Origin of the sequence: Caballeronia insecticola (assembly GCF_000402035.1) — a bacterium.
GTDB lineage: Bacteria > Pseudomonadota > Gammaproteobacteria > Burkholderiales > Burkholderiaceae > Caballeronia > Caballeronia insecticola.
The window spans coordinates 2,807,767-2,823,252 of record NC_021287.1; the positions used below are offsets into that span (position 1 = coordinate 2,807,767).

Annotated in this window: 14 protein-coding genes; 9 read left to right on the forward strand and 5 right to left on the reverse strand. The window is 62.9% G+C overall.

Going from position 1 to position 15,486, the window contains the following annotated elements; genetic code table 11:
- Positions 1–6: 6 nt before the first annotated feature.
- From fliJ to fliR, 9 genes are all read left to right on the forward strand, one after another.
- Entirely contained in the window at positions 7–462 is a 456-nt protein-coding gene (gene fliJ / locus BRPE64_RS13075; protein WP_016346595.1) for a flagellar export protein FliJ, read from the forward strand.
- 39 nt (positions 463–501) lie between these two features.
- Positions 502–1,914: a flagellar hook-length control protein FliK gene (locus BRPE64_RS13080; protein WP_016346596.1), complete on the forward strand. Its 1,413-nt coding sequence runs from the start codon at positions 502–504 to the stop codon at positions 1,912–1,914.
- An 863-nt stretch (positions 1,915–2,777) separates the two neighbouring features.
- Entirely contained in the window at positions 2,778–3,266 is a 489-nt protein-coding gene (fliL, locus tag BRPE64_RS13085; RefSeq protein ID WP_016346597.1) for a flagellar basal body-associated protein FliL, read from the forward strand.
- A gap of 24 nt (positions 3,267–3,290) precedes the next feature.
- On the forward strand, positions 3,291–4,289 hold the full coding sequence (gene fliM, locus BRPE64_RS13090; RefSeq protein ID WP_016346598.1) for a flagellar motor switch protein FliM: 999 nt from the start codon (positions 3,291–3,293) through the stop codon (positions 4,287–4,289).
- The gene (gene fliN / locus BRPE64_RS13095) at positions 4,282–4,710 is read left to right on the forward strand and encodes a flagellar motor switch protein FliN (RefSeq protein WP_044041720.1); all 429 of its coding nucleotides are present in this window, start codon (positions 4,282–4,284) and stop codon (positions 4,708–4,710) included. Before fliM ends, fliN begins: the two co-directional genes overlap by 8 nt.
- On the forward strand, positions 4,707–5,207 hold the full coding sequence (fliO, locus tag BRPE64_RS13100; RefSeq protein WP_016346600.1) for a flagellar biosynthetic protein FliO: 501 nt from the start codon (positions 4,707–4,709) through the stop codon (positions 5,205–5,207). The genes fliN and fliO overlap by 4 nt, the downstream gene beginning before the upstream one ends.
- A 216-nt stretch (positions 5,208–5,423) precedes the next feature.
- Positions 5,424–6,194, forward strand: a complete 771-nt coding sequence (gene fliP / locus BRPE64_RS13105; RefSeq protein WP_016346601.1) for a flagellar type III secretion system pore protein FliP — start codon at positions 5,424–5,426, stop codon at positions 6,192–6,194.
- Between the two features lie 23 nt (positions 6,195–6,217).
- Positions 6,218–6,487 (forward strand): flagellar biosynthesis protein FliQ, encoded by a 270-nt coding sequence (fliQ, locus tag BRPE64_RS13110; RefSeq protein WP_016346602.1) that lies wholly within the window; start codon positions 6,218–6,220, stop codon positions 6,485–6,487.
- Positions 6,488–6,497: 10 nt separating this feature from the next.
- On the forward strand, positions 6,498–7,292 hold the full coding sequence (gene fliR / locus BRPE64_RS13115) for a flagellar biosynthetic protein FliR (RefSeq protein ID WP_016346603.1): 795 nt from the start codon (positions 6,498–6,500) through the stop codon (positions 7,290–7,292).
- Here the strand turns inward: fliR and BRPE64_RS13120 are convergent.
- From BRPE64_RS13120 to flgJ, 5 genes are all read right to left on the reverse strand, one after another.
- On the reverse strand, positions 7,289–9,019 hold the full coding sequence (locus BRPE64_RS13120) for a methyltransferase domain-containing protein (protein WP_016346604.1): 1,731 nt from the start codon (positions 9,017–9,019) through the stop codon (positions 7,289–7,291). The two genes, fliR and BRPE64_RS13120, sit on opposite strands and share 4 nt — an antisense overlap.
- Before the next feature lie 250 nt (positions 9,020–9,269).
- Positions 9,270–10,505, reverse strand: coding sequence for a flagellar hook-associated protein FlgL (flgL, locus tag BRPE64_RS13125; protein WP_016346605.1), 1,236 nt, complete (start codon positions 10,503–10,505; stop codon positions 9,270–9,272).
- Positions 10,506–10,515: 10 nt separating this feature from the next.
- A complete protein-coding gene (flgK, locus tag BRPE64_RS13130; RefSeq protein WP_016346606.1) occupies positions 10,516–12,459 on the reverse strand; it encodes a flagellar hook-associated protein FlgK in 1,944 nt (647 codons plus the stop codon).
- 912 nt (positions 12,460–13,371) lie between these two features.
- Entirely contained in the window at positions 13,372–14,124 is a 753-nt protein-coding gene (locus BRPE64_RS13135) for a flagellar brake protein (RefSeq protein WP_016346607.1), read from the reverse strand.
- A 302-nt stretch (positions 14,125–14,426) separates the two neighbouring features.
- On the reverse strand, positions 14,427–15,476 hold the full coding sequence (flgJ, locus tag BRPE64_RS13140) for a flagellar assembly peptidoglycan hydrolase FlgJ (protein WP_016346608.1): 1,050 nt from the start codon (positions 15,474–15,476) through the stop codon (positions 14,427–14,429).
- Positions 15,477–15,486 lie beyond the last annotated feature (10 nt).

Here is a 15,486-nt window from a genome sequence, read left to right on the forward strand (position 1 = left end):
CACGCCATGTCCAAGAATCTGCCGATCAACACCCTCATCGGACTTGCCGAAGAGGAACTCGACGCCGCCGCCAAGAAGCTCGGCAAGCTCCAGCAGGAGCGAAACGAGATCGAGACGCAGCTGAACTCGCTCGTCACTTATCGCGACGAGTATCACGCGCGGTTCACGGCATCGGCGCAGGAAGGCACCACGGCGCAGACGCTGCGCAATTTCCAGGCGTTCGTCGATACGCTCGATGCCGCTATTTCGCAGCAGCGCGCGTTGCTGGTCGCGGCGGATCAGCGTATCGAGGCGGCCAAGCCCGACTGGCGTCTGAAGAAGCAGAAGCTCGGCAGCTACGAAGTGCTGGCCGCGCGCGGCGAGGCGATGCTCGCGAAGAAGGCCGCGCGCGTCGAGCAGCGCGATGCCGACGAGCACGCCGCGAAGATTCTGCGCATGCGCGCCGAGCGTGCCTCGTCTTAATCGATCCAACACTATTTACTGAATTCGCAGAGGCTCAGCATGTCCTCCGTTTCTCTTCTCGGCGCGCTTTCGGGCGCGGCGTCTTCGAACAAGGCGGCGTCGCAGCGTGCGGCGAGCGCGGCTGTGTCTTTCGGCATGACGCTGCAGGGCATCACCGACCGCGCGAACGCCGACGCGCAGGCCGCGCAGGCGCGGGCGGATTCGGCGCAGGCCTCGGGCGACAAATCGAGCGTGCACGACGCGCCGAAGCCCGACGACAGCGCGCATGCAGCGGATGCGTCCAATACGTCCGATGCGTCCACCGCGCACGCTGCCGACAAGGCTGATCCGTCCGCGAAGCCGGAGGCATCGAAGCATGCGGGCAAGAGCGATTCGGCGGATGCATCGAAGCCCGCGACGCAATCGGCGGGGGCTTCGTCGGATGCGGCTGCGGCGGCCGCGCAGGCGAAAGCGCGTGCAGATGCCGCCGACGCCGGCGACACCGACCCGACACTCGCAGAACTGAGCGACGCAGCCGTCGCCGCGACGGCGAGCGACGCGACCGGCGACACGAAATCGACCGGCGACGCGCACAAGAGCGGCGATGCGCAATCGGCGCAATCAACACAATCGGCGCAGGACGCGTTGCAGGCGGCGCTCGCGGCGCTGAACAATCCGCAGCCGAACGCGCTGCCGGCGAACGCGGCGGCGGCCAATGGTTCTGCCGCGACGGCGCGCGAAGGTGCCGAGGGCGCGGAATCGGGCGTGCTGTCCGGCAAGGGCGGAAAGCGTGGAGACGGCGCGAGCCTGATCGCCCTGACGAATAACGCGAACGTGAACGCGACTGTGGACGCGAAGGCGGCGCAACTCGACGCCGCCGCTCAGGCCGTCGCAACGACGCCCGCCGATGCCGCGACCGCCGCATACAAGGAAGCCGCCGACGCGGCAGCGCATGCGGTGGCGCTGCAGGCGGCTTCGGCGAATTCGGCGGTGTCGAGCCCGCAAGGTTCGATGGCGGCGGCGACCAGCGCGGCGATTGCGCCGCACGTCGGCGGTTCCGGCTGGGACGATGCGTTCAGCCAGAAGGTCGTGTTTCTGTCGAAGTCGGATCAGACGAGCGCCGAGCTGACGCTGAATCCGAAGGATCTCGGGCCGTTGCAGGTGACGTTGCAGGTTTCGGAGAATCACGCGCACGCGTTGTTCGTGTCGCAACACTCGCAGGTGCGCGAAGCGGTCGAGGCCGCGATGCCTAAGCTGCGCGAGGCGATGGAGGCGAATGGCATCAGTCTCGGGAGTGCTTCGGTATCGGATGGGTCGGCGTTTGCGCGCCAGTCGCAGCAAGGGAGCGGTGGCGAGCGCTCCGGCTCGCGTCGGGATGGCTCCGGCGGTGGCGTTGGTGGCGGCGGTGCCGTCGCGGCGGGTGTGAATGTGGCCGTGCGGCGCAGCGTCGGGATTGTGGATACGTTTGCCTGACGGCTTTGGTTTTTTTTCGTGGAATCCTGATATTGCGGTGGGGTGTTTTCGGGGTTTCGTTGTCGTGGAATCCTGAGTTCACGTCGGTCTATTTGTGTTGCCCCTGTGCGGGGCGGCAGTCACTTTCTTTGCTGCTGCAAAGAAAGTAACCAAAGAAACAGCTCTCCCCATCCAAAGCACTTCACGCCGGCCGCGGCACAGGCGAATTGCCTGTGGCCCGGCAATAGCAAGTGCCGTTATAGGTCAACGTTTCTTGGCTCGCGGAACACTGTGGCATCGCGCCGTTTAACGGACTGGCACAGCACCAAATAGCTCCGGCCCGCTTCGCGGCCGACGGGTCAATCGGGTCGGCGCGTGCTTCTTTGCTGACGCTTCCATCTCGCCGCATACGCGGCACGTCGGTTTCCCTTGCAGACCCAGCGGCAGCGCGCAGCGCTGTGCCGGAACTCTTTCGTGCTGAGCCAGTGCGCTAAAAGGAATGGCGAGTCAGACCGTGCGCGAGCCAAGTCCGGCGAGACCTTTGAGGGCTACGGCTACTCCCGTGCCATAGGCAATTCGCCTGTGCCGGGGCCGGCGTGAAGTACTTTGGATGGGAGGAGCTGTTTCTTTGGTTACTTTCTTTGCAGCAGCAAAGAAAGTGACTGCCGCCCCGCACAGGGGCAGTGCTAATAGACCGACGCGAATTCAGGATTCAACGAAACAGGCGTCCACGAAAGCCCAAAGCGAAGCGAACAAAAAAAACCGCCGCCCCGCGCAGGGGCCAAAGCAATCAGATGGAATAACCCCAAATCCCCCCTCTGTTCGACCCATCGCTTTACACCGCGATCGCCAACAATTCAACCTATCGAAAGAGGCACGCATTCATGGCTACCACGACCGCAAACCAGCAACCCATCGTCCCCGCGAAGAGCGGGAAGCTCAAGCGCATCCTGATCATCGCCGTCGGCGCGATCGTCCTGCTCGGCGCGGGAGCCGGAGGCGCCTACTTCTTCCTCGGCAAGAATCACGGCCCGGCCAAGCCCGCTCCCGAGCCGCCGCCCGTGTTCTTCCCGCTCGACTCGCTCACGGTCAACCTCCAGTCCGACGACGGCTCCATGCACTATCTCCGCTCCGGCCTCACGCTCAAGCTGAAGGACGAAAAGGTTCAGTTGCTCGTCACCGAGCACATGCCCGAAGTCCGCAGCCGCGTGCTGCTTCTGCTCTCCGGCAAGCGCCCCGAAGACCTCGCGAGCGTCGACGGCAAGAAGCAGCTCGCGAGCGAACTGCGCGCGGCGGTCGAGACGGCGGCGAGCACGGCAGAAAAGCCGGTGCGCGTCGAAGAGGTGCTGTTCACCGAATTCGTCGTTCAGTAACGCGGCATCATCGAGTAAAGAGTCATGGGCCACGAAGAGTTCATGTCGCAAGAGGAGGTCGATGCCCTCCTCAAGGGCGTCACCGGCGAAATCGATCAGGTCTCGGACGAGACCAAACCCGCCGGTGTACGTCCCTACAACATCGCGACGCAGGAACGCATCGTCCGCGGCCGGATGCCCGGCCTCGAAATCATCAACGACCGCTTCGCGCGTCTCATGCGCGTGGGCATCTTCAACTTCATGCGGCGTTCGGCGGAAATCTCCGTCGGTCCGGTGAAGGTGCAGAAATACAGCGAGTTCACGCGCAACCTGCCGATCCCGACCAATCTCAACCTGGTCCACGTGAAGCCGTTGCGCGGCACGTCGCTGTTCGTGTTCGACCCGAACCTCGTGTTCTTCGTGGTCGACAATTTGTTCGGCGGCGACGGGCGTTTTCATACGCGCGTCGAAGGCCGCGAATTCACGCAGACCGAGCAGCGCATCATCAGCAAGCTGCTCAATCTGGTGTTCGAGCATTACTCGACGTCCTGGCGCAGCGTGAAGCCGCTCCAGTTCGAATACATGCGCTCGGAGATGCACACGCAGTTCGCCAACGTGGCGACGCCGAACGAGATCGTCATCGTGACGCAGTTCACGATCGAGTTCGGCTCGACGGGCGGCACGCTGCACATCTGCATGCCGTACTCGATGATCGAGCCGATCCGCGATGTGCTTTCCTCGCCGATTCAGGGCGAAGCGCTCGAAGTGGACCGCCGCTGGGTGCGCGTGCTGTCGCAGCAGGTGCAGTCGGCGGAAGTGGAGCTGACGGTGGATCTCGCGACCGTGCGCTCGTCGTTCGAGCAGATTCTCAACATGCGCGCAGGCGACGTGTTGCCGATCGACGTGCCGGAGCATGTCGTCGCGAAAGTGGATGGCGTGCCGGTCATGGAATGCGGCTACGGAATTTTCAATGGTCAATACGCGCTGCGCGTGCAGAAGATGATCAGCGCAAGCGACACGATGAAGGAAGGTGGATATGAGTGATCTGATGCAGAACGACGCGCCCGGCGCGCCTGAAAAAGACGAAGAGCTCCTGCTGGACGACTGGGCGAGCGCGCTCGCCGAGCAGAACGGCAACGAAGCGCCGGCTGCGGCCGCGGGCGTGTTCCAGCCGCTGTCGAAGGCCGCGGCGCCGTCCACGCGCAACGACATCGACATGATTCTCGATATCCCCGTGCAGATGACGGTGGAACTCGGGCGCACGAAGATCGCGATCCGCAACCTGCTGCAACTCGCGCAAGGCTCGGTCGTGGAACTCGACGGCCTCGCCGGCGAACCGATGGACGTGCTCGTGAACGGCTGCCTCATCGCGCAGGGCGAAGTGGTCGTCGTCAACGACAAGTTCGGCATTCGCCTGACCGACATCATCACGCCGTCCGAACGCATCCGGAAGCTGAACCGATGAAACGCTTCGCCGCCTTGTTGTCCGCAGCGCCGCTTCTGGCGCGCGCCGCGGACATGAACGCCGTGAATCACGCGTCGCAGATCGCATCGAGCGTCGGCGCGGGCACCGCGGTGCCGTCGCTCGGCTTCGGCGCGGTGCTGCAAACGCTCGTCGGGCTCGTCGTCGTGATCGGCTTCGTGTTCGGCTGCGCGTGGCTCGCGCGCAAGTTCGGCTATCAGGGCGGCAGGCGCGGCGGTCTCGTGAAGGTCGTGGGCGGCGCATCGCTCGGCAACAAGGAACGCGTCGCGGTCGTCGAAGTCGGCGATACGTGGCTCGTGCTCGGCGCCGGTCCCGGCAACGTGCGTCTTTTGCACACCATGCCCGCCGGTTCGGCTGAAGTCGATAGCGTGGGCGTTGCGGCGTCTTCGCCTGCGGGCAACTTTAGCGCACGCTTTCGCGACGCCCTCGCGGGCGAAGCGAACAAACGTCTTCAGAAGTTCGCCGGTTCGGGCAAATAATCCCTACGCGTTTTTCAATGCATCGGGCGTGCTCCGCGAGGGTCACGCCCGATGTCCGTTCAAGCGGCCGCGCGCAATAGAACGAGTTAGCCCCAAATCCCCCTTCTGTTCGCGCCATCGTCGGATGAATGGATAGACAACAATTCAGCCTATCGAAACAGGCAGGTTGTCATGGCTATCACGTTCGTCATTTCCCAGAGCCGGCGGGAGCAAGTAATGCAGGTTAGTCGCAACATCGCGCGCGGCGTGAAGATCGCGCTGCCGGTCATCGCCGGATTGATGCCGTATCTCGCGTTCGCGCAAAGCACCGCGGGTCTGCCCGCCTTCAACACCAGCCCCGGCCCGAACGGCGGCACGACGTATTCGCTCAGCGTGCAGACGATGCTGCTGCTGACGATGCTCTCGTTCCTCCCCGCAATGGTCCTGATGATGACGAGCTTCACGCGCATCATCATCGTGCTGTCGCTGCTGCGTCAGGCGCTCGGCACGGCCAGCACGCCGCCGAATCAGGTGCTCGTCGGCCTCGCGCTGTTTCTCTCTTTCTTCGTGATGTCGCCGGTGCTCGACCGCGCCTACAACGACGCGTACAAGCCGTTTTCCGAAGGCCAGATCGCGATGGATCAGGCGATGACGCGCGGCGTCGCGCCCTTCAAGCAGTTCATGCTCAAGCAGACGCGCGAGTCCGATCTCGCGCTGTTCGCGCGCATCTCGAAGGCCGCGCCGATGAACGGTCCGGAAGACGTGCCGCTGTCGCTGCTGGTGCCGTCCTTCGTCACGAGTGAACTCAAGACCGGTTTCCAGATTGGCTTCACGATCTTCATTCCGTTTCTCATCATCGACATGGTGGTGGCGAGCGTGCTGATGTCGATGGGCATGATGATGGTCTCGCCCACGACCATCGCGCTGCCGTTCAAGCTGATGCTGTTCGTGCTCGTCGATGGCTGGCAGTTGCTGATCGGCTCGCTCGCACAAAGTTTCGTTTCCTGATTTCGTATCCTGAGGAGACCCGCATGACACCCGAATCCGTCATGACGATGGCCCATCAGGCGATGTACGTCGCCTTGCTGCTGGCCGCGCCGCTGTTGCTTGTCGCACTGGTCGTCGGTCTGGTGGTGAGCCTGTTTCAGGCGGCCACGCAGATCAACGAGTCGACGCTGTCGTTCATCCCGAAGCTGATCGCGGTGGCGGTGACGCTCGTGATCGCGGGTCCGTGGATGCTCGCGACGCTGCTCGATTACATGCGCCACGTCTTCACGATCACGCCTGCGATCACTGGCTGAGTGTGCGCCGATGTTCTCCGTCACTTACGCGCAACTGAACGGCTGGCTCACGGCGTTTCTGTGGCCGTTCGTGCGCATTCTCGCGCTGATCGCGACCGCGCCCGTGCTGAGCCACATGGCGATCCCGATGCGCGTGAAGATCGCGCTGGCCGCGTTCGTTTCGCTGATCGTCGCGCCGACGCTTCCCGCCATGCCGCAGGCGACGGTGTTCTCGGCGGCAGGCGTGTGGATCATCGTGAATCAGTTTCTGATCGGCGCGGCCATCGGCATGACGATGCAGATCGCATTCGCCGCCGTCGATGCAGCCGGCGAGTTCATCGGCCAGCAAATGGGCCTCGGCTTCGCGATGCTTTACGATCCGCGCGCGGGCGGCAATGCGGTGGTGGTTTCGCGTTATCTCAACACGCTTGCAATGCTCGCGTTCCTCGTCTTCGATGGACACTTGCAGTTGCTGAGCGCGCTTGTCGCTACGTTTCAGAGCGTGCCGGTCGAGGCGAATGTCGTGGCCGCCGCGTCGCATGCGCAAGGGTGGCGCATTCTCGTCGGCTACGGCGCGAGCGTGTTTTCGACGGGCTTGTTGCTGGCGTTGCCCGTCGTGGCCGCGCTTCTGATTGCGAATCTCGCGCTGGGCATTCTCAATCGGGCAGCGCCGCAGATCGGCATTTTTCAGGTCGGCTTTCCGGTGACGATGCTCATCGGTCTGTTGCTGTTGCAACTGATGGTGCCGAACCTGATGCCGTTCTTTCAGCGCATATTCGATGTCGGAATCGCGCAGGTGGGACGCGTCGCGGGCGGGATGTTCTAGCGCCGCCGCGCCTCCGACCATTCGCCGAGCCACGCGCCGATACGTGCGACGACTTTCGTCCAGTCGTCGCCCCACTCCGTCCGCAGAAGACGCATGCTCGGATACCACGGGCTGTCCTCGCGGATATAGTGCCAGCGCCAGTCGCCATACGACGGCAGCATCAGCCAGACCGGCGTGCCGAGCGCGCCCGCCACATGCGCGACGGACGTATCCACGGTCACGACGACATCCAGTGCCATGATCGCGCTGGCGGTCTGCTCCATGGTCGTCACGTGTGCGCCGATATCGTGGAAGTTGGGCAATCGTTCCGCATAGTCCGCCGCTTCGTCCGCGCCCGCGCCTTTTTGCAGGCTGTAGAACTCGGCGCCTTCAATGGCGAACAAAGAGTCGAGCACGGAAAGCGACGGAAGCGAGCGCGAGGCATCGTTCTCGTGCGTCGGGTCGCCCTTGAACACGATGCCCACTTTCACGGCGCGCGCATCGAGTTGCTCCATGCCGGGTGCGGGCACATCCGGCGCGCGAAGATACGGTATCGATGGCGGCAGCGCGTCGAGATCGAGCGGCAGATGCGCGGGGATCGCGTGGGGATAGACCCAGAAGTCGTGCGGCGGGATCGAGCCGGCGTCTTTTACGTCGATGATCGCGTCCGCTTCACCCGATGCTTCGAAGAGCTTCGTGAGCGGCGACTGACACACGACGCTGACGCTGGCCGCGCCCGCCCGCTCGCGCAGAATGCGGGCGAAGCGGAAGAAGAAGATCTCGTCGCCGAGCCCGAACTCGCTCCAGATGACGATGCGCTTGCCGGCGAGCGGTTCGCCCTTCCATGCTGGCGTGTCCTGCGGCGGTTCGGCTTTCGTGCGGCGCTGCCAGCGCATCCGCTTGGCGATTTGCTCGCGCTGAGTGAAGCCTGCTTTCAGCCGCCCAACCGAAATTTGATGGTACGCGCGCGACAGGAGCGCCTGGTTTTCGTGCGGCATGGTTTCCACTGCGCGCTCGACCACGACGTCCATGTGCGAAAGCTCACGCCAGCGGAGCAAATGCTGCACCGCAACAAGATGGACGTCGGAGCGATACGGATAAGTCTCGATCGCCGTGTAACACGCCGCGACGCAAGCCTCCGCGCTCTTCACCGTGAAGATCGCCTTCACGCATTCGCTCATGCTTCGCACCTGGCGCTTGCGCAACACGAGTTCGATGATGCTTTCGGCCGATGCGTCCGCCGACTCATCTGCCGACTCATCCGCCGCCTCATTGGCCCGATCATCGCGAATGACCGCGAGCCGCTCGCATTGAGCGACATGCCCCAGCTTCTTCACGACTTCGAGCATATCGATGCAAGGTAACGACGCGCTCGATGCCCCGCCGATCGAGAAGCTCCATTTGTGCGTTGCGTCGCCGTGTTCGTTCGGCACGGTAACGATCGCATGGCCGCCCGGCTTGAGCAGATCGAGCCATCGCGACAGCGCCTGCACGGGATCGTGCTGCGCGGCAAGACAGAAGTCCGCGTGCACGAAATCGAGCGATATGTCGTCGACGCCGTTCATGTAAATCTCGCCGCCCAGCGACGTGTTCCACCACAGCACCTTCGAGACCTTGGGGAACAGATGGCTCAGGGGCCTGAAGTGTGACGCATCCGGTGCGAAATCGAGGCCCGCGCCGGCCAGATAGCGCTGCACGAATTCCGGATCGCGCGCGCGGCGCTCCGCTGTCTTGATCGCTGCTTCCACTCTCGTCTCCACGACCCTTCGGTCCCATGCACGTTTTAAAGGCTCGAAAGTTTATTGACGAGCGTGAATCGCCGGCATAGGAAAACGCCTATTCGCACGAATGCGCGTGCAAATGAGGCGTTGAAAGGAGGCGTCGAAAGGAGGCGTTAAGGAAACGAGGTTTCGGCGGGCGGCATCCACCGCCCGGGCGCCGGAGCTTACTGAAGCGCAAGCGCCCGATCGGGATGAGGACTTCGGAACCGAAGCCCGATCAATTGCCGATATAGTCGAACAGCGACATCTTCTGGATCTGCGAGAAGGCCATTTGCGCCGCCTGCAGCGATGTCTGCGTCAACTCATACTGGCTGATCGACGAAACCAGATCGATGCTCGTCAGATTGGCGATATCGCTTGCCGTCTGCGTCGTGCTCGCCTGCATCGTCGATTGCGTCGACTGCACTTCCTGCTCGCGGCCGCCCACCACCGTCTGCGCCGCCAGCACGTTGTTGAACGTGTTGTTGATCTTTGTGCCTGCGGTCGTCAGGGCATTGGTGAGCGTCGCTTGCGCACCGGGCGAACCCGTCGGCTGCTTGAGCGCATTCACGATGTTGTCGAGCGTCGCGAAGATGTCGTTGTTACCCGACGACGCCGGTTGCACCGTGAAGCTGTCGCCGTCGGCGGGCGCGCCGTCGAGCGTCACCTTCTGGCCGCCGAGCGTGACGTCGGTCTTTCCGGTGTACGCGACGTTGGTCGGCAGCGACGAATCCGCCGGGTTCGACGTGATCGAATAAGTCGTCGAGCCATCCGTCTGCGATACGGAGAACTTGATCGTGTACGTGCTCGCATTGCCCGCGTTGCTCGTGTCGCTCACGCTCACCGCGCTGATCGTGCCGGTGCCCTTGTTCTGGGCGCCCGCGCTCGATACCGGATCGCTTTCCGTTGGCGAGACGCTGCCGAAGATCGACAGACCCGTGTCGCCCACCGCGATCGAACGTCCTTCGCTGATCTGCACTGTGCGCTGGCCGAGGTCGCCCGAATACGTCGTGCCGACGCCCGACGGATCGTCCGAGAACGGCGCCGTGCCGCCTTTGAGACCCGAGAAGATGTAGTTGCCGCTGCTGTCGGTGGTGTTCGCGAGGCCGAACAACTGGCCGCGCAGACCCTGAATCGCGTTGGCGATCGACGTGCGGTCCGCATCGGTGAGCGAGCCGTCGCCTGCGTGCACGATCTGCGTCTGAATGCTTTGCAGCACGTTGCTCACGCCGCCGAGCGTCGAATCTTCCTGCTGCAACGACGAAAGCGCGGTCGTCTGATTCGTGCCGTATTGCGCGAGCGCGCCGCTCTTCAACGTGAGCTGCACCGCCTGCGCCGCGCCGAGCGGATCGTCGGATGCGGTGAGAATGCGCTTGCCCGACGAGATCTGCTGATACATCGACGCAAGCGTGCTTTGCTGGTCGCTCATCGAAGCGACGTTCATGTTGAAGTACTGTGAACTGGAAATGCGCATCGCGTTTGCCTCAGTTGAACATGCCGAGCAGCGACTGGAACAGCGTCGCGGCGGTCTGAATCACCTTGCTGTTCGCTTGATAAAGCTGCTGATACTGAATCAGGTTGGCCGCTTCTTCGTTCAGGTTCACGCCCTGCACCGATTGCTGCGCCGTGGTCGCCTGCGAAAGCAGCGCGGTCTGCGCCGAACTCGTGGCCTTGAGCTGATTGGTCTGGTTGCCGATCGTGTTCACGTAGCCCGCGTACGAACTCGTGAGCGTGTCGGTGCCGCCGTTGAGCGACTTCGCCGATACCAAGTTGGCCATCGCGAGCGCATTGCTGCCGTCGCTCGTGCCGCCCTTGTTCTGCGCGACGTTGAACACGTCGTTGTTTTTCGGCGTGCCGCTGATCGTCGCGGACACGCCGTTCGATACGACCGTCATGCCCTTCGACGCGTCGTACGGAATGGTCGTGCCGGCCGCGTAAGCGGTGCCGCCGACATTGAGCGCGACGTTCGACTTGAAGCCGCCCGCAGCCGAATCGTAGGTCAGGCTGATGTCGGCGGTCATCGAATAGCCCTTCGAGATCGTCGCCGACGAAATCGATGCCGTGCCGGTGTTCGCGCTCGCCGCCGACGTCACCGCAGGCGACGCCGCCGCGATCGCCGCGCCGTTGCTCGTCGTGAGCTGGAAGGCATCGAGAGCGCCGCGCGTCGGCTGGATCGTGAAGGAGTCGCCCTTTTGCACGCCGGTCATGCCGGACACGTCAATCTTCAAGCCGTTGATGGTCGCGTTGCCGACTGCCGGATCGATGGTGCCGAGCTTCTGCCCGCTCGCCGGGTCCGTTACCGTGTACTGGCTGCCGTCGAAACTGACGGTGAAGTCGTTGGTCGGCGGCTGCGTGCCATCGACGATCGATGCCGTCGGCGTGCCGGTGCCCTTGTTGCGCGCGTTGGCGAGAATGTTCGGTGCGCCCGCCGCGAAGAGATCGCCGCCCTTCACGCCGTTGAGGTCCACGCCGAGCGCGTTCTGGCCGTTCAGTTGGCTCGCGAAACTGGTCGCGATGGCGCCGAGTTGCGCCTGCGCCGGATCGAGCGTCTGCGTGCGGAAGTCGATCAGACCGCCGACGACGCCGCCCGTCAACGCCGAGTTGTCGAGATATTGCGTCGTGGCGGGCGTTTGCGTCGAGCCATCGCGGCTTTGAAACGCAACCGTGAGTTCGCTCGGATCGGACGGCGACGGCGCGGTCTGCAAGCCGTACTGCGTATTGCCGACGACGAGCGGCTGCCCGTTACCGATGAACACGTTGTAGTTGCCGTCCTGCTGCACGACCTGCACGCCGATCATCGAACTCAGGTTCGTGACGAGTTGATCGCGCTGATCGAGCAACTGGTTCGGTTGCTGTCCGCCCGCGGTCGCGATGTTGATCTGCTTGTTGAGATCGGCGATCTGCTGCGAATAGCTGTTGATCTGCGTGACGGCGCTGGTCAGTTGCGTGTTGACGCTCTGACGCAACTGATCGTATTGCTCGCCGGCCGAATTGATCTGATCGGCGAGCGTTTGTGCGTTGCTCATCAGCGACTGACGCGCGGCCGAGCTATTCGCCGAGTTCGCCACCGACTGCAGGCCGGAGAAGTAATTCGTGATGCCCTGCGCGATGCCTTTGGTCGGATCGCCGACGAGGTTGTTCAGTTGCGAGATGAGCGAGTAATACGTGCTGGCCGCGCTGCTCGACGCCTGCGTGTTGTTCACTTGCGTCGTCAGATACTGGCTGTACTGACGCGTCACGGTGACGGCCTGCACGCCGCCGCCGAGATAGCCCGAGCCGGTGAACTGCCCGGGCGACTCCTGATACGAGACCTTTTCGAGCGTATAGCCCGGCGTCGCGGCGTTGCTGATGTTCTGGCCCGTCGTCGTCAGGCCCCACTGGGCCGCATTCAGACCGGAGAGACCAATGCTGAAGATGTTGTTGGACATGCGTGAATCCTGGTGAGGCGGCGTGGGTTCGGGCGCTGCCGCATGGGTGCCTTGTTTATCGGCCGATTGCCGGGGAAGTTGAGGTTTTGCTTGAGCGACTCGTCGCGGGGGGTGCGGAAGCTGGGCGCTCGTTGCGATGGGGCCATTATCGGCGGGTAGGGGCAATGGCTATTGCCCGAAGAGCTTGGGGTTTTGGCTTTATTCTTCGGTTTTGGGTTTTTGCTCTTTTTGCTCTTTTTGCTTTGTGCTTGGGCTTCTAGGGAATCCTGAATTCACGTCGGTCTATTAGCACTGCCCCTGTGCGGGGCGGCAGTCACTTTCTTTGCTGCTGCAAAGAAAGTAACCAAAGAAACAGCTCCTCCCATCCAAAGCACTTCACGCCGGCCCCGGCACAGGCGAATTGCCTATGGCACGGCAATAGCCATTGCCCTCAAAGGTCTAACCGGGCTTGGCTCGCGCACGATCTGACTCGCCAAACGTTTCAGGGCGCTGGCTCAGCACGAAAGAGTTCCGGCACAGCGCTGCGCGCTGCCGCTGGGTTTGCAAGGGAAACCGACATGCCGCGCATGCGGCGAGATGGAAGCGTTAGCAAAGAAGCACGCGCCGACCCGATTGACCCGTCGGCCGCGAAGCGGGCTGGAGCTATTTGGTGCTGTGCCAGTCCGTTAAACGGCGCGATGCCACAGTGTTCCGCGAGCCAATACGCGTTGACCCTCGAGGGCACCTGCTATTGCCGTGCCACGGGCAATTCGCCTGTGCCGCGGCCGGCGTGAAGTGCTTTGGATGGGGAGAGCTGTTTCTTTGGTTACTTTCTTTGCAGCAGCAAAGAAAGTGACTGCCGCCCCGCACAGGGGCAGTGCTAATAGACCGACGCGAACTCAGGATTCCACGAAACGAGCGCAAGCAAGAAAACTACTTCGCCAAAGACCGCCGCTTCATCTCAAGCTGAGTAATAAGCCGCTGCAGCGTATTCTCCGCCGACCCCGGCATGGAAGTGAACTTGAAGCCCATCGTATACCGCCGATCGCCCTTCGGCGTAGTCGACTCACGATGCGAAACAAGCATCATATCCAGCGTCACTCTGCCATTCGCGCTGAAATGCAACTCAGCATCCTGAATCACGATGCCCATCTCGAGATTCGCAACACGTTCATCGGTCGTCCGCAACGCAACGCCACCGAGCGAAAGATCATGCACCTCGAAGCGAAAGCGCTCGCCATCCGGCAACGACCCCGTGCAGATATACGGGTCCAGCACCGGCGCCTCGACGCGGAAATACTCGCGCCGCTGCATGTAATAAAGCACCTGAGGAAATTCCGCCTCGAACGCCGGGCGTCCGTCGAACACGGTCTCGCGCGGGGGCGCTGTCGTGAATTCGACCCGCACGCCCTCCGGCGCCGCGTTGAAAATGAGCTTCTGCGAAGCTAGCACGCCGCGATTCTGCTCGGCCACGCCGCCCCAGTCGAAGGTGAAGCGATGCGCCGTCACGTCGACGTCCAGCAAGCGCGTCACGATCTGCCCGTCGCCATATTGCGCCGTCAGGAAATCGCCGCGATGGGCGAGATTGCGCAACGCCACGCCGATTTCGAGCGGATTACGCCGCCCGAAGTCCACGATCGGGGCAATATCCTCGTCGGCGACGTCATGCTTGTGATTGGTGTTCATGGTGCTAGCCGTGTTCATTGTGCACGCGCGCCGCTCGCTTTTCCGAACCTCGCGCGTCGGTCCGAACCCAGATGGGCCCGGCATTTCGATTATTCAGGTTAGCGGCATGCCTGTTCAAAAGTTTAGGGTCTCGCGGCGCAAATAGTATGTGGTGCGCCGTCCCGATGAACGTAAAACGTTTGCAATCGCTTAAGGTCCGAACAATCCCGCTGTGCCGCGCAAAAATGCGCGTGCGATGCCATTAATAGCAAGAAGGCGGCCGCATACATCGGTGGATTACGTTCCGGCCGCGCGCGCCTTCGTCAGACGATCTGACGCATGATCGAAATGAGCTTCTTCGCGTACTGCGGATCGGTCGCGTAACCGGCCTTCTGCATGCCGTGCGCGAAGCCCGCGACATCGCGCGAAGCCTGAATCACCGGCGCATAACGCGGGTTGTTCTTGATCACGCTCGCGTAGTCGGTCAGCGCTTCCTCGTACGAATCGTAGGCGCGGAAACGCTCCACGACCTTCTGCGGACGGCCGTTGACGTATTCCGTCGTCACCGAATCGACCGTCTTGCCGGTCCAGTTGCTCGTCGCCTTGATGCCGAAGATGTTGTGGCTCGTCGCGCCGTTCGCGTGCTTGATCTCGCGCTTGCCCCAGCCGGATTCGAGCGCCGCCTGGCCGATGATGAAGCGCGCCGGAATGCCCGTCGCCGAGCTTGCAGCTTGCGCCGGTGCGGCCAGTCTGTCGACGAACGCGTTGACCTTGTCCGAGCCGTTGCCGCGCACGGGCGGTTCGAGCGAATCCGCCGCCGAATAGCCGCGCCCGGCGAGCGACGCGTTGTTCTTGCCCGCCTGCGCCGCCGCGTAAGCCTTCGCCATCGCGTTCATCGCGGCGAGATTGCCCGCGTTCGCGTCGAGGTCGCCGCCGCCGCCCGTCATGCCGCCGAGTCCCTGCATCGCGTTCATTGCACCGGCGCTGCCCGTGGCGTTCGCGTCGGTCTTGCCGCCTGCGTTGCGCATAAGCTGCTTGAGCATCATGTCCGCGACGCCGATACCCTTCGACGACATCTGCTGCGACAACTGCTGATCGAGCATCGACGTGAACGACTTCGTATCGTTCGATTCGAACGGGCTGTCGGAAGGCGTCGCGTCACGCATGCTCTTGAGCATCATCTGCGTGAAGACCGCGTCGAACTGCTTCGCGGCCTCCTTGAGCCCCTGCTGCGGATTCGTGCCCGCCTGCGCGCGCAACGCATCGAAGCCTTGTGTGTCGAGCGCGAATTTGTTCGACAGGTTCGAAAAGCCGCTCGTCGTATCGGTCGATGCCAGCGCGGTGCTGGCGATACCGCTCGTGTTCGAGTTCATACCCTTCGTT